This is a genomic window from Mycobacterium sp. NGS64 (assembly GCF_059812245.1).
The window spans coordinates 160,727-181,387 of record NZ_JCALCI010000002.1; the positions used below are offsets into that span (position 1 = coordinate 160,727).

Below are 20,661 nucleotides of genomic sequence, written 5' to 3' on the forward strand. Positions count from 1 at the left end.
AGGCACCCGGTACCGCTACACCTAGGCGGGGCGGATGCCACGCGATCGCGGCGAGGCCCCGCGAGCGTAACGTCCCTGCGAAAATTTGCCCGGTATTTCGCAGTGTGGTTACGCTCGCGGACTCCCACTACGCCCGGGCGTTTCCCCCCGCGCCAGCTCGGCCAGCATCGCGTTGTAGGCGGCCAGGTCGGCGTCGTCGTCCATGTCGGCCGCGCGGTCCAGGCGCCGGGCGGTGCGCCTGTCGCTGCGCGCCCACTGCACGAGCAGCGCGATCATGACGATCACCAGCGGTACTTCGCCTGCGGCCCAGGCGATTCCACCGCCCAATCGTTGGTCTCCCAGCAAATCGGTGTGCCAGCTCAGGCCGAGTGAGCGGTAGTAGTCGGCGCCGAGCACCTTCCGCCAGCCCATCAGCACCACCCCGAAGAACGCGTGCAGCGGCAGGGATGCGAACACCACGCCGACCTTGGCCAGCGGCGGGATGGGACGCGGCGTCGGGTCCACCCCGATGACGACCCAATAAAACAGGTAGCCGCTGAGCAGGAAGTGGACGTTCATCGCCAGGTGCCCCGCGTGACTGCTCACCGTGGTGTCGAAAAGGTTCGACAGATACAGCCCGTAGAAACCGGCGACGAACAGCACCGTCGCGACCACGGGGTTGGTGAGGAACCGCGACACGTGGCTGTGCAGCGCGGCCAGCAGCCACTCGCGCAGGCCGGGCGGGCCGTCGCGCCCGGCGGCGGGCAGCGCCCGCAACGCCAGGGTGACCGGGGCGCCCAACACGAGCAAGATCGGGACCAGCATCGACAGGCCCATGTGCGCGACCATGTGCATGCTGAACATCGCCGGCATGTAGCGACCGACGCCCGACGAGGTCACGAACAGCAAGGTCAGGCAGCCCAGCAGCCAGGACACGGTCCGCCCCGGCGGCCAGTGATCGCCGCGGCGGCGCAACCTCAGCACGGCGGCCACGTACAGCGCGGCGAACACGATCGCGGCGGTGCCGAAGATGAGGTCGAAGCGCCAGTCGAGCAGGATGCGCGCCGCGGTGGGTGGTCCGTCGAAGTCGTAGCCGATCTCGGCTTCCGGGATGGTGGGCAGCCGGGCCGGGGGCGGTGGCGGCGCGGTGCGACCCAGCCCGACGGCGATGCCGAACGTCAGGCCGAACACCGCGGCCTCGATCAGGGCGAGCTTGATCAGGAGTCGGCGCGCTTGGGACCGACTCGAATTTCCTTGCAGCGCAACCACTCCCGAGCGCCGCTGGCGCCAGCCGAGTGCGCCCAGCGCGCACAGTGCGACGAATTTGGCGACGACCAGCCGCCCGTACCCGGTCGTCAACAGGTCGGACGGCAGCACCCGCACCAGGGCGTTGACCACTCCGCTGAGCGCCATCGCCACCCAGCACCACAGCGCGAGTGTCGAGAACCGGCGTGCCGCCAGGCCCAGGTGGTCACCGTCGCGCAGCCCGTGGGCGAGCAGGGCGAGCAGTCCGCCGGCCCACACACAGGCGGCGACGAGGTGGATCAGCAGGCTGTTGGTGGCAAAGTCGTGCGAACCGCCGGCCGACGAATGACCGGTCAGCCCGAGCGGAACCAGCGTCACCAGCGATCCGGCCAGCAGCAGCGGCGTCCACGACCAGCGCAGCACCGACAGGCTCGCCAGGGTGACGACCGCGGCCAGGATCGCGGTCCAGCGCCAGGCCGAGGCGGTGTTGACCAAGCCGGCCAGCGACCAGATAGTGCCCGGGTTGAGGTCGGCTACGCGGTGACCGGACACGTCGGAGATGGTCAGCGGGACGAGCAGGGCGGCGCACACCGCCCAAACCCCCGACGCGACAGTCCCGAGGCGAAGCGCGCGATAGCCACCGACATCGAGGACGCCGCTGCCCTGGGGCGGCACCAGAAACGCCGCGAACAGGAACGACCCGACGGCCAGCACCGCGGCGATCTCCCCCACCGCGCGGACGAATGGCAGCCCCAGCGTGGTCGCCGGGCCGGGGTCGGGCAATCCCGTGGCGGTCAGCGCGCCGGCCAACGAGAGCGCCCCGATTCCCGCGGCCGTGCAGCCCGCAAGCACCGCGACGCCGATCAACACCGGCCACACCCGCGCCGCGCGGGTGGCCACCGGCCGGTCAACGCTCATGCACCCAGCGTATTGGGCGCGGCCAACTACCGAGCTTGGCCGTCCAGCCGCTCCCGTCGCGCGCGAGCCTCGCGGGCGATGAACTGCTCGCGGGCGATCCGGCCGACGTACTCGGAATCCTCGAGGATGTCGCGCAGCTCTTGGCGGAAAGCGGTCCGCCTTTCGGCGAGGTCGGGGGCCGGCGCGACCAGATCCTGGTCGACGACGACCTGATACGCGGTGGCGAACAGCAGCGTCGATACCGATTCGCTGCTGCGGACCCTGGTCTGCGCCACATATTGCCGGCCCACCCCGAGCGCCGACTCGCTCAGCTCCTTGGGCCCGACGTCGGGCGGCGCGTCGCGCAACACGTCGGCGACGATCTCGTACGCCTCGAAGAACACCCGCAACATGGCTTCCGCCATCAACGGACGCTTGGCGAACAGCATCGCGCGGATTTCGTCGCCGCCGGCGGTGACGTGCGCTTCCCAGTCGTCGTGCCACGCCATCTCTTCGGCGATGTGGTCCCGGAACGCCGCCGAGTCGGCGAAATAGAAATCGAACTTCAGCAGATCCCGCAACCGCATCGCCTGCGCCCAGAACGCGGCGACGCGGTCGCCATCAGGATCGGTGACGCGCCGCGCGTGCGCCAGCGCCAGCTCGACGATCGAGGTCTCTAAAAAGGCGTGGATCAACGAGTTTCGGTAGAACGCGGCGGCGTGTTGCTGCTCGGGTGCGATGCGCCACACCGGTTCCCTGCCGCCGTCGACGCGGGTGATCGGGTGTCCGTTGGACAGCGTGTCGACCGCGGCGAGCACTCCGTCGCGCCGGCGCAGCCGCAGGGCGCTCGTGGACATCGGGGTCTGCTTGCGCTCCAGATAATCCAGCGAGTCCTGCAGGGTGTGGTGCAGTTGGCCGAGCGTCAACGCCGCGCCGCGGGTGGTCAGCAGCAGCGCGCACACCAAGCCCGTCGCCGTCACCGGGGTCGCCTGCAGGATCCGCCACGCAACCTGGAAAGACATCTTCTGCAGCGCAAGCCTTTTGGCGTCCTCATCCAGCGCCCGTGCCCCGTGCGGCGGACCGAGGTACTGCCGCATCGAGACCGCTTCGGGGAAGCGCACGTAGATCTTGCCGTAGTTGCGCTCGCCCTGCGCCTTGATGAAGTTGTAGAGCCAGACGACGCCCTCCGGTGTCTTCTCGCCGCCGCGGGCGTAGGCGGCGTACTCGGCGGTTTCGTGCAGCTGGTCGAAGCCGATCGACACCGGCTGCAACAGGATGTCTTCGCTGCGGCCGTCCAGGTACGCGTCGGCGACGTACGAGAGCAGACCGAGCTTGGGCGGCAACATCTTTCCGGTGCGCGAGCGGGTGCCCTCGATCGACCAGCTCAGGTTGAACCGCTTCTCGACGATGTAGCCGACGTATTCGCGCAGGACGTACTTGTAGAGCGGGTCGTCGCCGATGTTGCGGCGGATGAAGATCGTCCCGGCACGGCGCAGCAGCGGACCCATCACCCCGAAGGACAGGTTGATGCCGGCGAACACGTGCACCGGCGGTAACCGGTTCTCCTGCATCGCCACCGGCACCACCGCGCCGTCGATGTAGGACCGGTGCGAAAACAGCAACACGGCGGGATGGGTTTCCAGCGCGGTGCGCATGGCGGCCACCTGGTACTCGTCATAGTCGATCTGGGGGTCGAATCCGCGGCTGAGCGCCCTGCCCAGGACGCCGACCAGGTCGACGGACACCCGGCTCCACCCGGTGGACAGTTCGTCGAGCATCTTGCCGGCTTCCTCGACGGTGGCCCCCGGGATCTTTTTCAGGCCGGCACGAAAACGCGTGGAGGCCAAGATCTCTGGCTTGACCAGGCGCGGCGACTTGTACTGCGGCCCCAGGATCCGGTATTCGGCGCGTTCCAGCGCCAAGATGGCCCGACGGGTGACGAAGTGCGCGAAGTCGTGTCTGTCTTCGCCGACGGTGGTGTCGCGCCACTGCTGGCGCAATTCGGAAACCTTCGCCGGCTCGCCGGCCACCACCCGCGCGCGTAGCGGGTCATTGCGAATGATGTGCCGCTGCTGACGTGGGTTGGGGTGGTAGGGATCCTGGCCCGGGAGCAGCCCAGCGAGCTTGGCGATCCGACCGCGATTGGCGGGCGGCAGCCAGAACACCCGCACGGGAACGACCGAGCGGTCGTCGTTGGATTCGGATTCGAGCCGCTCAACCAGCGCGGGTAGCGCCGTGGGCGGCGCGTTTTCTTCGGGCAGCGCCAACACCTCGAACGTCGCGTCGGGGTTGCCGGCACGCTCCTGACCCACCCACGCCATGACCAGCTCCCGCTCAACCGGAGAGGCCATGGACGCCAATATCAGCGAGTCTTGTGCGGCGACGACGGCGCTGATATCCGCGGCCGGTTTGGTCACTGCCGCCCTCTCGGCGCGGCACCCGGCGACTCCCCGCTGACGGTTCCCTGCCCGCTGGGCCGTTGCGCCTCACCGTCTTTGAGCGCCACCTGAGACTCGTTCGGGTTCGCCTTCGCCGGCTTTGCCTTGGGCGCAGCCTTTTTCGCGACAGCCTTTTTCGCGGCGGCCTTCTTGGCGGGCGCCTTTTTCGCGGCAGCCTTCTTGGCGGCCGCCTTCTTCGCCGGCGCCTGGGCCTTTTTCGCCGCCTTCTTCTCGGCGTACAGATCGACCTCGGGCAGTTCATCGACGGGCCAGTTGGCCAGCGTGTCCAGATAGAGCTGACGCACCTCGGCGATGTGGTCGGGCAGCGTCTCCACGGTCCAGTCGTCGACGGGAATTGGCGGGAACACCGCGACGTCGACCGTGCCGGGGTTGATGACGGTGGAGTTTCGCGCGGCGACGATCTCGGCGTTGCGGATGACGATCGGGACGATCGGGATTCCCACCGCCATCGCGATGCGGAAGGGCCCCTTCTTGAACGGCCCCACTTCGGTGGTATCGACCCGGGTGCCCTCCGGCGCGATCACGATGGAGAGCCCGTTGCGGGCCCGGTCCTCGACCGTGTGCATCGTCTCGACCGCGGCGACCGGATCGTCCCGGTCGATGAACACGGTGTCGACCAGCTTGCCGAGCGTTCCCATGATCGGGTCTTTTTGCAGTTCCTTCTTACCGACGCCGACCCAGTTGTCGCGCACCAGCGCGCCCGCGATGACGGGGTCAACCTGGTTGCGGTGGTTGAAGATAAAGACCGCCGGACGCTGCGCGGTCAGGTTCTCCTGGCCGATGACGTTGAGCTGCACCCCGGCGATCGCCAGCGACAACTGGGAGAAGGTGGAGGTGAAGAAGTTCACGCCGCGCCGACGGCTGCGGGTCAGCACTCCGATGCCGACGGCGCCGGCGGCGACCGGGAACATCGAACTGAAGCCGGCGAGCGTTCGCAACTGCCGCTGCAGACCGAGCCGACCCCGGCTCTCGAATCTCAGGATCGGCCAGCCGCGGCGCTTGGCCACCGCGGCCATCTTTCCCTCGGGGTTGGTCGGCCGAGGATTGCCGACCAGATACATCAGGGCGACGTCCTCGTCGCCGTCGGCGTAGAAGTAGCTGTCCTTCAGGTCGATGCCGTGCTCGGCGGCAAACCGTTGCACGGCAGCGGCTTTGCCCGGCCCCCACAGGATCGGCTTCTGCACACCGCCGGTGAGTATCCCGTCCTCGTTGGTCTCGAACTTGTTGGTGAGCATGTTGGATATCCCGAGGAAGCGCGCCACCGGGTTGACCTGAATGGTCAGCGCCGACGAGCTCAGCACCACGGTGTGGCCGCGGGCCACGTGCGCGCGCACCAACTCGCGCATCTCGGGGTAGATCCGCGACTCGATCCGTTGCACGAAGAGCCGCTCGCCGATTTCCTCCAGGTCGTCCAGCAGCCGCCCGGCCAGCGCCGCGGCGGCCTTGCCGATGAGGTCTTCGAACTCGATGCGCCCCAGGGTGTGGCTCAGGCCGGCCTGAACCATGCTCAGCAGCTCGCCCACCCCCATGTCGCGGCGCAGCAACCGCTCCTGGGTCAGGATGACGGCGGTGAACCCGGCGACCAGCGTGCCGTCCAGGTCGAAAAACGCGCCGATCTTCGGCCCGGGCGGGCTGGCCATGATCTCGGCGACCGAGCCGGGCAACCGCATGTCGCCCGCCGTTTGCTTTTGCGCGCCACCGTTTTTGGCCTGCCCTTGCGAGGGGCTCATGAACTCGCCACCGATCGCGCGGAGACGGCCGGCTCGGCGAAGGAGGCGGGCACCGCGCGCGGCGCCGGATCACCCGCCAGCGCCAGGATCTCGTCGAAGCCCTCCAGCAGGCACTGGGCGAACAGCGGCTCGTTTCGCACCGAGGCCCGGTCGTAACGCACGGTGATCGTGCACCAGCCGCCCCGGGAAATCAGCACCACCATCATCGCCACCCCAGGCAGCGGGCCGATGCCGTACTGCCGCAAGACCTTTGCGCCGGCGATGTACGTGTCGCCGGGATAGACCGGGACGTTGCTGGCCTGCACGTCGGAGCCGATCACCGAGCCGGTGATCCCCTCCAGCACCGGCGTAGGCAGCACGCTGAGCACCGGGGCGATGGAGCCGATGATGTTCATCGCGGGCTCGTCGCGGCGCTGCGTCATCTGGGCGCGGATCTTCTTCATCCGGGCGACCGGATCGGCGGTGCCCAGCGGCGCAGCCAGGTTGACGCCGGTGAAGCGGTTGCCGCCGGCCGTGTCGGCGTCGGCACGCAGGCTCACCGGCACCGCCATAGGCAGCGTGCTGATGGGCACGCCGAGCGCCACATGGTAGCGGCGCAGGGCGCCCGACAGGCCGGCCAGGTAGGCGTCGTTGATCGATCCCCCACCGGCTTTCGCGGCCCGGTGCAGGTCGGAAAGCGGAATGTCGATCGCTTCGGTGCGGGTGGCGAGGCTGCGGCGGCGCAGCAGCGGCGACGGCTCGGCGGCGCGGTTCATCACCCGCATGCCCGACACGGCGTAGCCGACCACTCCGCCGACCGTGGAAACCGGGTCCAGCACCGCCTTGCCGGCCGCCGACACCGCCCCGGACACGGCGCCCACGACACCGTTGACGATCGCCAGGGGCAGGCGGTTGATGCCTTGGCGCATCAGGTCATTGGGCGTCAAGTCCTGCGGAACGGGTTGCGGCGGCGTCGGCCTGGCCGGCGGCTCGCGCTCGAGGTCATATATTTCAGCGAACATCTCGACGCCGCCGACACCGTCGGTGACCGCGTGGCTGACGTGCAGCAGCGTCGCCGCCCGGCCGTCGGCCAGGCCCTCCACCAGGGTGGCGGTCCACAGCGGCCGCGAGATGTCCATCGGCGATTGCAGGATCACCTCGGCTAGGTCGAACACCTCGCGCAGCGTGCCTGACCCGGACACCCGCACCCGTCGCACGTGGAAGTCGAGGTTGAAGTCCGGATCGACGACCCAGCGCGGTGACGCCGTCGGCAACGTCGGTACGACGACCTTCTGGCGCAACCGGCGCACCCGCCGGGACGCGTTTTCGAATCGGGTCCGGAACCGATCCCAGTCCGGTGTGGTGTCGAGGAGTTCGAGCGCCATGATCCCGGACCGGGTCCGGGGGTTCGCCTCCCCCCGATGCATCAGATAGTCCACCGGCCCGAGCTCGTCGGACAATCGAATCTCGTCGCCCGACTCAGCCATGATCGCGAACTCGACGCGCCAACGTTGTCACCGCTGACCAAGCCTCCTGTCTGGGACCCGCAAACCGGATTGCCCAACCCACGCTAGTCGGCTTGCCGCGCTGGTGAAAGGCGCGATCCAGTCGGCATCAAGGCAGCAAAGCGGCCCCTGCTCAGCTGGCCGAAGTCGCCGACAGCGGCAACGAACGCGCCAGCGAGCCGGCGCGGCCGCCGTAGACGATGCCCAGGAAGTCGGCGACGGCCCCGGCGGCCAACCGCGACCGCACCGTCGGGGTGATGTCGAACGCGTGGTGCGCGTTGGCGAGTTCGGCGTAGCCCACCGTGGCGGCCCCGGCATCCCGTAGCGCCGCGCAGAAGACCCGAGCCTGGCCGGTGGGAACCAGTTCGTCTTTCTCGCCGTGCAGCACGAAGAACGGCGGAGCGTCGCTGTGCGCGTAGGTGATCGGCGACGCCGCCCTGAAGCGCTCAGGGTTCTCGCTGTAGCGGGATTTGAGTACGAAGTGCTCGAGGAACGGCAGCATCATCTCGTGCATGTTCTCGAAGTCGGTGAAGTCGTAGACGCCGTAATAGGGCGCGACGGCCTGGACGGTGGTGTCCGCGTCCTCGAAGCCGGGCTGGAACGTCGGATTGTTCGGGGTGAGCGCGGCCAGCGACGCCAGGTGACCGCCCGCCGACCCACCGGTGATTGCGATGAAGTCAGGATCACCGCCGTAGTCGGCGATGTTCTCGCGGACCCACGCGATCGCCCTCTTCACGTCGATGAGGTGCGTGGGAAATGTGCAGCGTGGGCTCTTGCTGTAGTTGATCGAGACGCAGATCCAGCCGAGCTCGACCATGTGGCTCATCAGCGTGTAGGCCTGATGGCGTTTGCCGTTGACCGACCACGCCCCGCCGGGGACCTGAATCAGCACCGGTGCGCGCCGGCCGGGCGCCAGGTCGTGACGCCGCCAGATGTCCAGCAGGTGTTCGCTGCCGCCGGGACCGTAGGAGATGTCGGACGTCTCCGCGGCGTACCGGCGGTGTGGCCCGGGCCTGCGCAGCAGCCCGCCGCGCGGCGCACCCTCGGACTGGACATAGGCCGGGTGGCGAACAAGATCACGAAAGTCCGGCCCGAAGCAGTCGACCAACGCCGCGGTGAGGGCTTGGTCGGCTTTTTGCGCGGCCCACGAGGCACCGACACGGCCGATGGCGGGCGGCGATACCCGGGACAACGCGTGCCCGGTCACCACGTGCGGGGGAAATTCGGCGGAGAGCCAGCCGGCAAACCAGCCGACCGCAAACGGCGAGCCGCGCAGCAACAGCGCACCTGCGCGGTACGTGTCCCTGGCGTCAGCCGCCAGTCGCAGCGCCTGCGCGCCGGCCTCCGAGCACCGCGAAGTCAGGTTCAAGGCCACGCTCATAACAACGCACCCCTCGACGGCTATGCACACGCTTCGTTGCGGTTAACGGCTGATGATCAACCGGTGTTGTGCGTGTGTCGAGGTTTCACACCATAACCGATAAGTGCGGCGGCGGAAGACTTTTCGGGCGCGTCGCGTTCAGCCAGTCTTTCGGCGTGTCGCGTTCGATAGACTGACCTGCACATTGCCTCCGTAGCTCAGGTGGATAGAGCAAGGGCCTTCTAATCCCTAGGTCGCACGTTCGAGTCGTGCCGGGGGCACTGGTCAGAGGTGATTTTGAGGCCTCTGAGAATGGCGGTCATCGTTTATTCATCGTTTATGTCCGTGACGGCGCGATCCAGCAGGTCGGCGACCTGGTTGTGGACGCGCCCGCGGGACATGTACCGGTCCTGGGTCATGGACACCCTGGCGTGGCCGGGGTGGTCCCCACCGATCCGCGCCGAAAGGCCCGCGTCATCGATGAGCGTTGCCACGGTCTTGCGGAAGCTGTGCGACGTCACGTTCGGCATCCCAAGCCCCTCGCGCACCATGCGCTACGCGGTGTTGAAGTTTTCCGGGTCACGAAGCGTTCCGCTGCTGGACGCAAAGATCGTCTCCTGCTGGCCGATGAACGGGCGCTTGCGGCGGTCGTTGAGAACCATCACGGCGAACGACGGCAACGGAATGGTCCGGCGCCCGGCGGCGGTCTTGGTCTCGTCGATGCGCGTCAGGCCGACACCGCTCTGGCGCACCACCTTGCCGGTTACGGCGACGGTGCCGGCATCGGCGTCAAAATCGCTCCACCGCAACGCCAGGAGCTCGGAGCGGCGGGGGCCGGTCGCGAGCAACAGGGTGATCGGGTCGACCAAGTCGCGCCGTTGGCATTCTTCGGATGCTCGCACCTTCGTCAGCAAATCCCGTACTTGGTCGGCCGTGAGCGCCGAGGCGCCTTTGGGAGCCGCCTTGGATCTGATCGACTGCACATCGCGCACCGGATTGGTGCCGAGGACGTTGTTCAGCACCGCGAGTTGAAGCGCGCCCCGCAAGAGGGTGCGCGCACGGCGCGCCATCGTGGGGCCGTGAGCGTTGCGCATCGACCTGAGGGCGGCGTCAATGCGTGCCGGGGTCGCTCCGCCGACACGCACGCCGGCGATGAACTTGGCGAGCTTGGTTGCGTCGTAGCGGTAGGTGTCTAGCGTTCGTACCGACCGGCCGTCTTCGGCCAGGCGCGTGATGTGTTGCTCGATCAAAGCCATGATTCGCGTGTCGAGCCCGATCGCGTCCGGGCCGCTCGGCGGGCGCCGTTCCGCGATGGCCTCGGTCAGGGCGTCCTCGGCGAGCTTTCCGTATTTGTCGAATTCGTCTGCGGGGCCGACGCGCTGGACGATCCGCGTCACGCCGTCGGTGTCGCGGTAGCGACACCTCGCCAGCCACACTCCCCCGCCGACATAGATGCGTTTCACCTTGCCGTGCTGCCCGATCCGCAGCGAAGGCCTGCCAGCCATCAGCGTTGGGCTAGTAGGGCAGCTGCAGCCGTCTCCACCGGCCGCACAGATATGTCGAACATGGACCTATCGTAGTTAAGCCGAAGGGCGCTCGTTCTCGTTGAATCGCGTTCTTTCCCAATCAATTACGTCGCACGTGTCGTCCGATTTTGGCGAAACGTGGCCCGGTGCCTTTCGTCGCCCATTCGGCTGGGGTTTTGACCGGCAGCCCGTACCGGTCTGCGAGTTCTTGGCGGGTGAGCCACTTGTCCTCGTCGATTTCCTCCATGGCGGTTATTCCCCTTCAATCCGCAGCGAGGCTGGATCACATAACTGTAAGACTCGCCGGGGTCACCGACTTCCGGTATTTTCCTCGGCCGTCGTCCAGGTCGCGAAACCTCTGGGTTATGACCTCATCGCTCGGTCGTTCGAGGCGGTCGATCAGTCTCAAATCTGCGGCTCAGAGCGCACTGAAGGTCTCACGCGCAGAGCATCATTCGGCCGGATCCCGGCGGTTTCGCCCGGTTTCGTTCACAATTCCGTTCACAAATTTCTTGTCGGCTAGTCGATGCCGCTGCTTCCCACTGTTCACGCACCGACTGGATTCCTGCGCAATCTTTATGTACGGTCCTGCAGCGTCGGAAGACAGCCGGTGGTGTCGCCGACCCGTGCGACGATTGCGATTGTGACCGACGGCGCCGCTGCACCGGAACAATCGATTAACGCGGATCGGGATAACCCACACCGGCGGTTCAAGGGGGTTGTCGCGTTCTCGTTCGTGCTGCCGTTCCTGCTTCCGCTGGAACCCCAGGCCATACCAATCGGCGTCGACGCCGAGTACTTGCGAATCCGCGGGGTAGCGCCAGCCGAGTTCGACGACGCGTGGATGCAGCTGCCGCTCAGATGCTTGACGGTGTGGTCGGTGGCGGCCGAAAAGACTGACCCTGTCATCCAGGACACGACGGTTGCATCCGCTGCGCTAGCCCACATCACCGGCGGGGAGCCGCAGCCGGCTCCACGGCCCAGTGATGACTACGGTCGCAAGCGCTCGGCTGTGGTTGTCCTGATCCCGGTCAAGAACCGCGCCGCGGCCCTCACCCCGCCGCACGACGGCAAGGTGGATCCGCTGACGCTTGCTCACTGGCTGATCGCCGACTCTGTGCGATCTTCGCGGATACTCTCCCGGGCCCCGATTCCCGAGCTGCACTATCGGGCACTGAACCCGATCGTGCCTGCCTCGTTCGGTGAGATGGTAGGCGGCGGGCAGATCAGCTTCGACCCGGCGCAGACCGCTATCTTGCTGGATCACCTGCCTGCAAGGCTGGCGTCAGTGCCGTCAATCGACCCGGCAGGGGTTGGCAGGATTTTCGTGCAACTCACTCGCGGCAGTATCAGCGCGCTGATCAACGATCACTTTGCTCGCGCGTATGCAGAGCACTCTGCGGGCGACCGCCGAGCGTCGGTACTGAGTCTCGCCATCACGTGCGAGCTGATGCTCGACAGCGCCTTGGCCGCGATGCTCTGGGAAGAAGGCCAGACACCCGCCCAAGCCGCGCAGGTGTGGGCTAACGCAAGTTCGATCACCCATCGGGTCAAGTCGTTGTATGCGGGCCGTCTAGGCGGGAGTTGGCAGGTCGACGGGGACGGTCCGGTGGGTCGCTGGCGGGAACATATCGTTGATGTCCGCAACAGCGTCATCCACTCCGGACGCACTCCGTCGGAGCCGGAGTCGAAGCACTCGGGCGAGGTGACGTCCGAGCTACTCACGTTCGTAAGCAAGCGCCTGGTGCTCAGGTGGAGGACGTACCCGAAGACGTTGGCGGTGCTATGCGGGCCGTCGTTAGTCGAGCAGCACGCCCCGAAGAAGCAACGGGCGAACGTTCTCGCAGAGCTGGAACGTTGCTCGGCATTCGCCGTTGAGTTTCATCGCTGGCGCGACGACTGGTTGCGGGAGCGCACGCTCCTGTAACTGAACAACCAGGCAAGCCTGGGATTCACAGGTGGTCGCCTGACACCACGTTCCCGTGACGGTCGAGCGGCAAGACTTTCAGCGTCATCGCGTGAGGTCGCGTTGTGGTGCGTATCCGGTATAGGCACCACGCGTGCTGCACCACCCGCCGTGCAACAGCCAGGTTTTTGAGAAACAGACCGATGGCCGGCACACGCGCGCTCATCCTTCCGTGCTCGTACACGGGCTTGCTGTCCACCTCGGTGGTCACAATCGTCAGCGCCCACGTCTTCGTATGGCTGACGCCGGAGCAGATCCGCCACGCGGTGAGCAAGGATTCGGGGTGCCCGGGCAATTCGTCGATCGATTCGATCAGCTTCTCGAACCCGCCGGATCTCCCAGTCGCCAGGTCGATGCCTAGTTTCTGCGCGGTGTCGGTGGCCCACTGCTGCCGTTCCTGGTGCTCACCGTCGTCATCGAGCGGCGTTCCGCCGTACGCTTTTTCCGAGTAGCGCCACGACTCGCGGTGTTGCCAGATGAGCCGGGCGAGCCGGGTGTCGATATCATCCGGCTGAAGCAGCCATGCCGTGGCGCCGGCCGACTCGTATGCGGCACGCAGGAGTGCGAACTGTGGGGTTGTCCACTGCCAATTGAGCACTAGGGTGCACGCGGCCTTGACGTTCTCGACCGCGTAGAGCAGCCCCCGGCGGGCTACGGTCGCCGCCCAGATGTCAGGCAAGCGGGCTTCATCGTCAGCGAGGTCACTTTTGGGCTCGGCGTGGTGATCGGGCTTCTGCTGCACGAGTAATCCGATTTCGAGCACCCGCCCCAGTTCGCTACGAATGTCGCGATCGATGTCGGCGCTGTTCGGGTCGGTCATCTCACTCCTCACCGAGTCCCATCTGTCCAGGCATACTGTGCTCCGCCTGTCGTGCGGTGGCCAAGTCAAAGTTGACGGCTCGGCTTCGGTGCCCACCGGCTGCCAGCCAGGCGCGGCCACGTCGCCCTGACAATCGGGTTTGCCCGCGATGAGGGTTATGACACGTCCGCGCCGCAGTCGTTGCGGCGGCGATTCTTTCCTACGAAGGCGTCGGGCGAAGAACCTGGCGTCGTCGCAGTGACCCACCCTCGGAACATGGGCAGCGCCGGCAACGTCCATAGGCGCGTCGCGCAGCGACCTGGGCTTCCCACTCGTGGCCGTTGGCGCATTGCCACCAGACCACCTCGCTGCTCGCAGCTGCCACCTCTTCCTGTCCGAAGGCGTTCCGCGTTGGGTGCCACAGTTTTGCAATGTCGGGAAATAGATCAGCAAACGATCGACCCGGCGCTGGGATGGCGCGCAACCGGGCGCGACGTTCGGCCCCAAACAAGGCGGACAGCGGTGACCTCGCGCGCGGATCGACACCTTCTGTCGCCAGTCGTGACCACAAATTCTGCATTTCCACCAAAACGTGGTGTTACTGCCTGGATGAACCTGCGCGGCGGTCACATCGCCATATTGTCGGGTGGAATTCACCTGCGAGGCTGGGGTTTTCAGTCGCCAAACTTTCTGCACGGTGCTTGTAAAGCGCGGCGTTCGCGGCGTCGGTGCCCCCACAGGTCGCTGTCTTCGACGTAACGTGCATGATCACGCGCGGGATCACCGGCTCGGGCCAGCGCCTCGAGCGTCGTAACTGCAATCGACAGCAGCCTAAGCGTGAGACGGGTCGTCGCGCACCAAGACGATGGAGTGGCTGGTGCGCGCGGTATCGCGTCATCGCTGGCCCCCTGTTGAGGCGGACCGACAGCATTCGCCGATACTGGCGCATCCACAGCTTCGCGAGGACCAACGACCGGCCGGCGTACGTGTTCGGATCACCGACGTCGGCGAGGGCTCCCTCGTACAGGCGCGCGTCGCCTCCTGTCGAATCGTCACCCGCCAAGCATGGGTGTCGGCAGACCTGGACCAAGCCATCCCACGCCGACGACGGACAATAATCGGGACATGAGCGGTCCGGGGTGGCGCATCCTCATCGAGGACGTTGACGGAAAGCTGCGCGCGCTATGCAAGATCCAGACCTTGGCTGATGGCGGGTACTCGGTACTCTGCCCATACCACTCTGCTCGTGAGGGCTGGCTGTTCAAGCTGCCTCTAGGACTTGGTCATCGCCCGGCGGCTCCCACGCTCGTCTCGGTCGAAGATGCGGTTCACTATTCTGCTTCCGACCGCGTCAAACTGTCCCACCACCGGGATGGACTTGTGCAGTTCAGCAGCGAGGTCAAGGGCAAGATCAAGTCAGGTATCAACCCCCTTACGGGTCAGCCGAAGGGTATCGGAGTATTTAGCGGCCCAATCGACCGTGGCGTACCTTCAGGGCCGGCATTCGGGATAACTGCCTGGGGCATGAACAGCTACAAGGAGGTTGAGACTCCACGGCAAACAGATCGAATATTCCGCCACGTAGATCTTTACCATTACCTGTGCACGCCTGACTCATTCAACGGCTATGCGCTGGAAGGCTGGCTGTTCGCGGCGGAGATGTGGCACGGGGTGCGCGGCAGTGCCGACGACATGAGGATCCACGTCGGCGGGATAAAGTTCGGAGAGCACGTACTCGCAACGCGGGAATTCCGCGTCATCCCACTAGTCAACACAGAGTCATTCCTTGGTCTGCAAGTGAGTAGAACCAAGACCTCGTTTCCGTCCCCCTCAGGGTTCTTATTTGGCGGTCCGAGGGAGCTATCGAAGGAAGGGAATCAGATCATCGCGGCCTATCCGCCACTCGACAAGCTGTTCACCAACGCTGAAAGTCTCGACTACACGCAAAACGGCAAGTAATTGCAGCCACCGCAACCGCACAGCGCCAATCAGGGTTGCTTGCTTATCGCGCCAAGCGCCGACACCCGGCCACGGCGAGCGCTCAGATCATCGACTCATCTTCAACTGGGCAGGCGTCATATTCGCCCCCGCGCCGGGCCGTGCCCGGATGCGAAGTGAACAGGCACGATATGTCCTCGGCCGACGTGTGGGTGCAGGCGTCGTGGAGCTCGATTGTCGTCACCGTTATCGGCAGCCTGTCGTCAGGTCAATTGTTCAGTTCCAGCGGGCAGCGGCGTCGAGTGAGTTCGCGTATGTGGCGTATGCCTCGTTAACAATGCGCTCGACATCCGTCAGCGGTCGCCAGCCGCTCACCGCCGCCCAGGCCCATCCTCCACAGCCGCTAAAGCCGGACTCGGCGGCAAGCCAAAGGTGAGTAATATGCGCAGGAAGTTGCGGAGCCCTACTTGGCAGTTCACCACGGCCTAGCGCGTATGCGGCGCGCATCTTTTGACGGTCAGCCCAGACGAACAAATGACGCTCGGGGAGATCCAGGCGCGTCAAGAGCTTTCTCCGAATGCCGCGCTGATCACTTGAGCCGGATCCGAGCCAGGCTTCAACTTCATCAACCGCGCTGTCGGGATTGGCCCCTGCGCTCCAGCCGTGCATCGGCGAGATCCAAATCGCCGGTTCGCCGGCGACTTCCAACGCCGTCGCCGACCGCACTCCGAGTCTCGCTAAACGCCACTCCAAAGTCTGGCCATCGGCACCGTATCCGTACGCACCCCAGGTGCTTATCTCCCATCGCGAGAGCGACTCTGCCTCAAGAAGTAGCGCGCCTACGCTTGGGAGTACGGACCGGAATCTCGCCCGGTCGCGATCGATCCCGATGTGCCAAGAGCGACGGAGTCCCGCAATCCGACGAGGCCCCGCAGTACGCCTCTCGTGCGCAGCCTCACTGGCTCGGGCGCTTTCGCTGGTATTACGGCCGACCTCGAGGACGCCGAGCTCGGTGACACCACACTCCGCAAGGACCAGATAATCAACGCTCTGATCCACAGCGCCGTCATCGAGGAGCTGAAGCGTGTAGTCAGAATTTCGCTCGACAACGCACCTAGCAGCGAACTCCTCCACGCGTTCGCCCACGAACGGGTCTACCGAGACTTCACCCATGGGAGTGGATTTTCCCACCTGGAACCAGGCTTCCCGGCCCGACACACCTGCACAATCGAAAGCCTCCCAGCTCGGCGGCCGACATCCGCCAACGCGGGTGCGTCCGGCTCGCAATCGTGTCGGTGACGGGATCTACCATCCAGCCATGCGCCGAGATCAGCTCAGGATGGCAAAACGCGGGGTTGACCTGTTGCTCGGGCACCTAAAGGGTGCCGATGACAGTCTCGATACCGCCCTTGTCAACGAAGACGAAAAAGCATTGATTGTGGCGGCCGATCCGCTTGTAACCGTCGCGACCATTCTGATCCGAATGCTCAGGGAGGCGACTAATGGCACCATCGAATCTGCGCTAGCGCTCGCATATCAGCATGTCGACACCGAAATAATCCCGCCGGGCCAGGTGCAAAAAGTCGAATCATTGATTACGGAATTAATATCAGGCATGCGCCCCGGGTCCCTCCAAAATATTCATCACGGCGCCGTAGCTATGATTGCGCACGATATCGCGATCGGCGCCGCAACTGAAATCAGCGCCAGTAACAAAAAACATATAAATAAGGTGATTGCGGATCTGAGAGTCCAGCTCAAGGAGCAAGGCGACCGCGTGCAAATATCCGATCGCGATGGCGCCATAGAAGCAGCCATCAAGTACGCCGCAGACGATGAGATGCGGAAGGTGCGCGCGACAGCGGCGTTTGAATCAGCAAATTACTGGCAGTCTGCCGCGTACCAGCTGCACCTCGCAAGTCTGCGCGAGGACATATCAAATACATGCCAAGATTCTCTTGAGGCACTCGCTCTGCTCGCAGTCACAACCAAAACGCTGGCAACCGGCATAATTCAACTCGTCAGACTTCATAATATTTACCCCGCTTGGACGTTGCTCCGGCAGATAGTAGAGGCAGAGTTTATCTTTTGGAAATTCTCGCAGGATGCCACCCTGATGCCGCTTTGGCTGCACTCCACGGCCGACGAACGCCGTCAAAATTGGAAGCCGGCGAAGATCTACAGGGATGTAGATAACGACTATCGCCAAAAGGATTATTGGATTCATTGCGAAAAGGGTGGCCATCCAACGCCCGATGGGGCGCGCATTGCTTCGCAGGGTCGCGTACAGCCTATTTCTTATGCCACCCTATTATCTGAAATGACCGATCATCTATGGGATGCATGGAAGAATCTCTTTGATGCCGTTGTTGCGATTGACGGTCAGCGTGAAACTGATATGTCAACGCAACTTGGACAAGTTACCTCGGCGTACGAAGCGACCATGAAAAGGTGGAAATCTGTCGATCATCTTCGGCACGCCGTCGCGTTCTTTTCTGACCCGATCGATTAGCTCGAACCACTGGGCCTCGGTCCGGCGGAACGCAGGGTGTGCCGACGCGGGCCCAGCTGTGCGCAATCGTCGGCTCGGTTTCTCGCTAAGGGTCTTCTTCCTCGGGCGCCACCTTGCGCCACTCCCCGATGTCCACTTCACGCACCAGGAGCACGCTGTGCGCCGTGGCCGGAATCTTGTTGAACCTGCCCCTCGCGCCGATGGCGCTCTCACGGGTGCGGTAGATGGAAATATGACCGTCCGGCAACCGTAGGCCGTACTCCTTGATCTTCACATAGCTTCCCTTCGTCGCCGATATTCTCGCCTATGGTTCGACCGAAGCGGTATTGCTCTTCCGGGGCGTTGAACCCTGCGGTCTCAAACCCCCGGGATGTCCGACGGTCCAGGGACTCGATCGGAGCCACCAGGGCATCGAGCTAGATCGGCCCTCGTTGGCCTCTTAGCCGACCGCGTCGATACTCGCCGCGCGACCATCACAACTGCAGCGGTGGTGAGCATCCTGCACGAAGTTTCACGTACCCGACGCGGTGTGAACGATGTTGGGCGTCGTCATGATTGTTCAACCTCGCTCCCAATTCTCGCCGACGACTTTTGACCACGCGGTACGTACCGCTGCTAATGCTTCGGCCGCCGTAACTTCTAGGCGCGTCTGCCCCGAGAGAGACGTCTGCCACTCCTCTTCGCTGGGTCCATGCGTGAACATGAATTCACGCGGTGGCCCTGTGATTGGTCCGTGCTTGGCGAATAGGGCAGCGGCTGCCGCCGTTAAAGATCCGATCTCTGCCAGCGCCCATAGGTCATAAAGATCGCGGGCTGCGCGCCGCTCGTACCACGCCGCAGTCTTCCAACCAGCGAATGACTCGACGGTCGGAACAATTAACGTGGCGTGAGGCGCATCCTGGTAGCGCTGCTCGATGTCGCGCCGCTCGGTTGGCCATGCTGAATATCCACGCCTGGAAAGCAATTGAAGCTTTATCGAAATGCCGCCCGGGATATGGACGATAGCGGGCTCGACGTCGCGTGTGCTGAACGATGGAGACCATGTCGGTCGGCCGTGAGTTCGCAAAAGTGCGGCGTCAACTGCCTTCACAAGGCCCTTGGTGGCGTCGGTGCGATTGCCAAGGGCGATCATGTCGATGTCTTCGCTTAGCCGTGCATGCACCAAATGCGTGCGGCTTAGGGCGGTTCCGCCAAAGAAAATTACGTCATCGCGCAGGCTGCTGGAGATGGCGCCGAGAATATGCGATATCGCATGATCCCGCCGGACCTGGTCGTCGGCGACGCCGAAGCGTGCAGTCTCCCTTTCCAAGTCTTCCCGGACGAGCCCGAATCCTTCGGATGTCATGCGGTCAGCTTGCGTACCCGGTTGTATGGTTGGCGAAGGCGTTGTGTTGCAGCAATTTCGGCCATCACTTCTCTGTCGCACCGCGGCAGCAGCGCACGGATCGCCGCTAATGCCTCTTTCTCCATGTCACCAATCTTCGGCAGGTGGGCCAGATCCAGGACCGTCTGCTCAGGCGTTGTGACGAGACAGTCGCCTAGATCAGTCTGCATCTTCTCTAGCTGGAGTTCAGCGATGTCGCGAACGAAGAATCGTATCGTCGCTGGGCGATCCGTCAGTCGCAAAGTTTCGCGCCTGCGAGGGGCAGCGAGTATCGCGACCGCGATCGCCCGCGGAACTGCTCGGTGTAGCCGGGCAGCCGTCATGCCCATTAAGGCGTATTGGCCCGCGCCGAATTCCGCAGCGCCGATTCCGGCTGCAGCGCCCTCCAAAGTTGGCAGCCAGTCGCCACCCACTCGATCCTGTGGAACCAGCGTGTAGAAGCCCTCAGCAAGCCGATGCATGAGACCTCGCGCTTCCAGCCTCGCTAATTCCTTGCTTGGGTTGGCGTATGCATCTACGTCTCGCGGACGCACGGTGCGCAGCGGAGCTTGAGCTATAGCGGGCGGGACCCCCGTGTAGCGGACAGGCATGCAACACCTCTTTTTGACGTCTTAAACTACCTACAAGGTAACAGTAGCCGTAGTTTTATGCTAGGACTGAGGAAGGGTCATCGTCTTCGCTTAGCTGGACGAAGAGCACCGCCTCGACGGTGAACGGCTCGTGCCCTTCGCGATGATGCGAAGCCCTCAGTGCGCTGATGCGCACGGCGAGTCATCGTTTATTCATCGCCAATGACCACGATTCGACGGTAATCGGCGGGTTCTCACCGATGCCGATCAGCAGTAAAATCCGTTGTCGCACAAGGCAACACAGGTAAAGTCGAGAAACCGCGACGCCCCCAAATCTTAATTCCTAGGTCGCACGTTCGAGTCGTGCCGGGGGCACTGGCATTTTTTTGCGGCCATCACGTCACCGTCAGCGGCGTCTGCGGCGGCGATCAACGCGCTGCCCAGCTTCCGCGCTTCGCTCGACGTGATGACCGGGGTGTGAGCGCCGTCGATGATGATCTTGCGCTCAGCGCGCCCATCCACGTACTGCCGCCCGATGACCGACACCACGATGTCCTCGATGTCGGCGCATCGGCCGTGGTCGGTGACGTGCTTGATCCGCCACTCCGGTCCGTCGAACACCCTGAAGGCCGCCCCGAAGCTCTCCCATTCGTCGACGCAGGTGGCCCCGTTGGGGGCAGCGAGGTCCCGCGATTGGGCTGTGGTCATGGTCGGTTCTCCTTGGGTCGTGGGGGCCCACTCGGCCCGTGTTAGTCAGTTGACTACACCACCTGCACGGTGTGTAGTCAAGTGACTAACGGCCTCAACGGGACG

General features: G+C 64.6%; 18 protein-coding genes, 1 tRNA gene and 1 pseudogene. 4 read left to right on the plus strand and 16 right to left on the minus strand.

Features of this window, described 5'->3' with window-relative positions; genetic code table 11:
• Window positions 1-108: 108 nt before the first annotated feature.
• The 5 genes from AC5Y4S_RS09090 to lipQ all read right to left on the minus strand — a co-directional run bounded on the left by AC5Y4S_RS09090 (window position 109) and on the right by lipQ (window position 9,175).
• A complete protein-coding gene (locus AC5Y4S_RS09090; RefSeq protein WP_500032294.1) occupies window positions 109-2,142 on the minus strand; it encodes a bifunctional copper resistance protein CopD/cytochrome c oxidase assembly protein in 2,034 nt (677 codons plus the stop codon).
• Between the two features lie 26 nt (window positions 2,143-2,168).
• Window positions 2,169-4,538 carry a glycerol-3-phosphate 1-O-acyltransferase gene (locus AC5Y4S_RS09095; RefSeq protein WP_500032295.1) on the minus strand — a complete coding sequence of 790 codons (2,370 nt, stop codon included), beginning with the start codon at window positions 4,536-4,538 and terminating at the stop codon, window positions 2,169-2,171.
• Entirely contained in the window at window positions 4,535-6,310 is a 1,776-nt protein-coding gene (locus AC5Y4S_RS09100; protein WP_500032296.1) for an HAD-IB family hydrolase, read from the minus strand. The genes AC5Y4S_RS09095 and AC5Y4S_RS09100 overlap by 4 nt, the downstream gene beginning before the upstream one ends.
• Window positions 6,307-7,776 carry a WS/DGAT/MGAT family O-acyltransferase gene (locus AC5Y4S_RS09105; RefSeq protein WP_500032297.1) on the minus strand — a complete coding sequence of 490 codons (1,470 nt, stop codon included), beginning with the start codon at window positions 7,774-7,776 and terminating at the stop codon, window positions 6,307-6,309. Before AC5Y4S_RS09105 ends, AC5Y4S_RS09100 begins: the two co-directional genes overlap by 4 nt.
• A gap of 151 nt (window positions 7,777-7,927) precedes the next feature.
• A complete protein-coding gene (gene lipQ, locus AC5Y4S_RS09110; protein ID WP_500032298.1) occupies window positions 7,928-9,175 on the minus strand; it encodes an esterase LipQ in 1,248 nt (415 codons plus the stop codon).
• A gap of 186 nt (window positions 9,176-9,361) precedes the next feature.
• On the opposite strand from lipQ, the gene AC5Y4S_RS09115 reads away from it, so the two are divergent.
• Window positions 9,362-9,435, plus strand: a tRNA-Arg gene (locus AC5Y4S_RS09115).
• Between the two features lie 45 nt (window positions 9,436-9,480).
• Here AC5Y4S_RS09115 and AC5Y4S_RS09120 read toward each other — a convergent pair.
• From AC5Y4S_RS09120 to AC5Y4S_RS09130, 3 genes are all read right to left on the minus strand, one after another.
• Window positions 9,481-9,684, minus strand: a complete 204-nt coding sequence (locus AC5Y4S_RS09120; RefSeq protein WP_500032299.1) for a tyrosine-type recombinase/integrase — start codon at window positions 9,682-9,684, stop codon at window positions 9,481-9,483.
• Window positions 9,685-9,708: 24 nt separating this feature from the next.
• Window positions 9,709-10,659 (minus strand): tyrosine-type recombinase/integrase, encoded by a 951-nt coding sequence (locus AC5Y4S_RS09125; protein WP_500032300.1) that lies wholly within the window; start codon window positions 10,657-10,659, stop codon window positions 9,709-9,711.
• 121 nt (window positions 10,660-10,780) lie between these two features.
• Window positions 10,781-10,927 carry a hypothetical protein gene (locus AC5Y4S_RS09130; RefSeq protein ID WP_500032301.1) on the minus strand — a complete coding sequence of 49 codons (147 nt, stop codon included), beginning with the start codon at window positions 10,925-10,927 and terminating at the stop codon, window positions 10,781-10,783.
• A 396-nt stretch (window positions 10,928-11,323) separates the two neighbouring features.
• On the opposite strand from AC5Y4S_RS09130, the gene AC5Y4S_RS09135 reads away from it, so the two are divergent.
• Entirely contained in the window at window positions 11,324-12,607 is a 1,284-nt protein-coding gene (locus AC5Y4S_RS09135; RefSeq protein ID WP_500032302.1) for a hypothetical protein, read from the plus strand.
• Between the two features lie 25 nt (window positions 12,608-12,632).
• On the opposite strand, the gene AC5Y4S_RS09140 is transcribed toward AC5Y4S_RS09135, so the two are convergent.
• The 3 genes and pseudogenes from AC5Y4S_RS09140 to AC5Y4S_RS09150 all read right to left on the minus strand — a co-directional run.
• Window positions 12,633-13,466, minus strand: a complete 834-nt coding sequence (locus AC5Y4S_RS09140) for a hypothetical protein (RefSeq protein ID WP_500033329.1) — start codon at window positions 13,464-13,466, stop codon at window positions 12,633-12,635.
• A 199-nt stretch (window positions 13,467-13,665) separates the two neighbouring features.
• Complete coding sequence (locus tag AC5Y4S_RS09145) at window positions 13,666-14,025, minus strand: zinc-ribbon domain-containing protein (RefSeq protein ID WP_500033276.1); 360 nt, start codon at window positions 14,023-14,025, stop codon at window positions 13,666-13,668.
• Window positions 13,962-14,183 (minus strand): annotated as a pseudogene (locus tag AC5Y4S_RS09150) (zinc-ribbon domain-containing protein); the annotation flags it as partial. The pseudogene AC5Y4S_RS09150 and the gene AC5Y4S_RS09145, both read right to left, overlap by 64 nt.
• A gap of 387 nt (window positions 14,184-14,570) precedes the next feature.
• Between AC5Y4S_RS09150 and AC5Y4S_RS09155 the strand changes: the two are divergent.
• The gene (locus tag AC5Y4S_RS09155) at window positions 14,571-15,404 is read left to right on the plus strand and encodes a hypothetical protein (protein WP_500032303.1); all 834 of its coding nucleotides are present in this window, start codon (window positions 14,571-14,573) and stop codon (window positions 15,402-15,404) included.
• Window positions 15,405-15,659: 255 nt separating this feature from the next.
• On the opposite strand, the gene AC5Y4S_RS09160 is transcribed toward AC5Y4S_RS09155, so the two are convergent.
• Window positions 15,660-16,109: a hypothetical protein gene (locus AC5Y4S_RS09160; RefSeq protein WP_500032304.1), complete on the minus strand. Its 450-nt coding sequence runs from the start codon at window positions 16,107-16,109 to the stop codon at window positions 15,660-15,662.
• 592 nt (window positions 16,110-16,701) lie between these two features.
• Between AC5Y4S_RS09160 and AC5Y4S_RS09165 the strand changes: the two genes are divergently transcribed.
• Entirely contained in the window at window positions 16,702-17,895 is a 1,194-nt protein-coding gene (locus AC5Y4S_RS09165; protein WP_500032305.1) for a hypothetical protein, read from the plus strand.
• A gap of 85 nt (window positions 17,896-17,980) precedes the next feature.
• Here the strand turns inward: AC5Y4S_RS09165 and AC5Y4S_RS09170 are convergent, their stop codons facing one another.
• The 4 genes from AC5Y4S_RS09170 to AC5Y4S_RS09185 all read right to left on the minus strand — a co-directional run bounded on the left by AC5Y4S_RS09170 (window position 17,981) and on the right by AC5Y4S_RS09185 (window position 20,556).
• Window positions 17,981-18,169 (minus strand): hypothetical protein, encoded by a 189-nt coding sequence (locus AC5Y4S_RS09170; RefSeq protein ID WP_500032306.1) that lies wholly within the window; start codon window positions 18,167-18,169, stop codon window positions 17,981-17,983.
• 285 nt (window positions 18,170-18,454) lie between these two features.
• Complete coding sequence (locus AC5Y4S_RS09175) at window positions 18,455-19,240, minus strand: nucleotidyl transferase AbiEii/AbiGii toxin family protein (protein ID WP_500032307.1); 786 nt, start codon at window positions 19,238-19,240, stop codon at window positions 18,455-18,457.
• Window positions 19,237-19,740, minus strand: coding sequence for a type IV toxin-antitoxin system AbiEi family antitoxin domain-containing protein (locus AC5Y4S_RS09180; RefSeq protein ID WP_500032308.1), 504 nt, complete (start codon window positions 19,738-19,740; stop codon window positions 19,237-19,239). Before AC5Y4S_RS09180 ends, AC5Y4S_RS09175 begins: the two co-directional genes overlap by 4 nt.
• 444 nt (window positions 19,741-20,184) lie before the next feature.
• Entirely contained in the window at window positions 20,185-20,556 is a 372-nt protein-coding gene (locus AC5Y4S_RS09185) for a hypothetical protein (RefSeq protein WP_500032309.1), read from the minus strand.
• Window positions 20,557-20,661: the final 105 nt, after the last annotated feature.

Bases quoted from the DNA above. Each gene is read 5' to 3' on its own strand.
- AC5Y4S_RS09090 (WP_500032294.1), bottom strand. From the start codon at position 2,142: ATGAGCGTTGACCGGCCGGTGGCCACCCGCGCGGCGCGGGTGTGGCCG.
- AC5Y4S_RS09100 (WP_500032296.1), bottom strand. From the start codon at position 6,310: ATGAGCCCCTCGCAAGGGCAGGCCAAAAACGGTGGCGCGCAAAAGCAA.
- AC5Y4S_RS09105 (WP_500032297.1), bottom strand. From the start codon at position 7,776: ATGGCTGAGTCGGGCGACGAGATTCGATTGTCCGACGAGCTCGGGCCG.
- lipQ (WP_500032298.1), bottom strand. From the start codon at position 9,175: ATGAGCGTGGCCTTGAACCTGACTTCGCGGTGCTCGGAGGCCGGCGCG.
- AC5Y4S_RS09120 (WP_500032299.1), bottom strand. From the start codon at position 9,684: ATGCCGAACGTGACGTCGCACAGCTTCCGCAAGACCGTGGCAACGCTC.
- AC5Y4S_RS09125 (WP_500032300.1), bottom strand. From the start codon at position 10,659: ATGGCTGGCAGGCCTTCGCTGCGGATCGGGCAGCACGGCAAGGTGAAA.
- AC5Y4S_RS09130 (WP_500032301.1), bottom strand. From the start codon at position 10,927: ATGGAGGAAATCGACGAGGACAAGTGGCTCACCCGCCAAGAACTCGCA.
- AC5Y4S_RS09140 (WP_500033329.1), bottom strand. From the start codon at position 13,466: ATGACCGACCCGAACAGCGCCGACATCGATCGCGACATTCGTAGCGAA.
- AC5Y4S_RS09145 (WP_500033276.1), bottom strand. From the start codon at position 14,025: ATGCAGAATTTGTGGTCACGACTGGCGACAGAAGGTGTCGATCCGCGC.
- AC5Y4S_RS09155 (WP_500032303.1), top strand. From the start codon at position 14,571: ATGAGCGGTCCGGGGTGGCGCATCCTCATCGAGGACGTTGACGGAAAG.
- AC5Y4S_RS09165 (WP_500032305.1), top strand. From the start codon at position 16,702: ATGCGCCGAGATCAGCTCAGGATGGCAAAACGCGGGGTTGACCTGTTG.
- AC5Y4S_RS09175 (WP_500032307.1), bottom strand. From the start codon at position 19,240: ATGACATCCGAAGGATTCGGGCTCGTCCGGGAAGACTTGGAAAGGGAG.
- AC5Y4S_RS09180 (WP_500032308.1), bottom strand. From the start codon at position 19,740: ATGCATCGGCTTGCTGAGGGCTTCTACACGCTGGTTCCACAGGATCGA.
- AC5Y4S_RS09185 (WP_500032309.1), bottom strand. From the start codon at position 20,556: ATGACCACAGCCCAATCGCGGGACCTCGCTGCCCCCAACGGGGCCACC.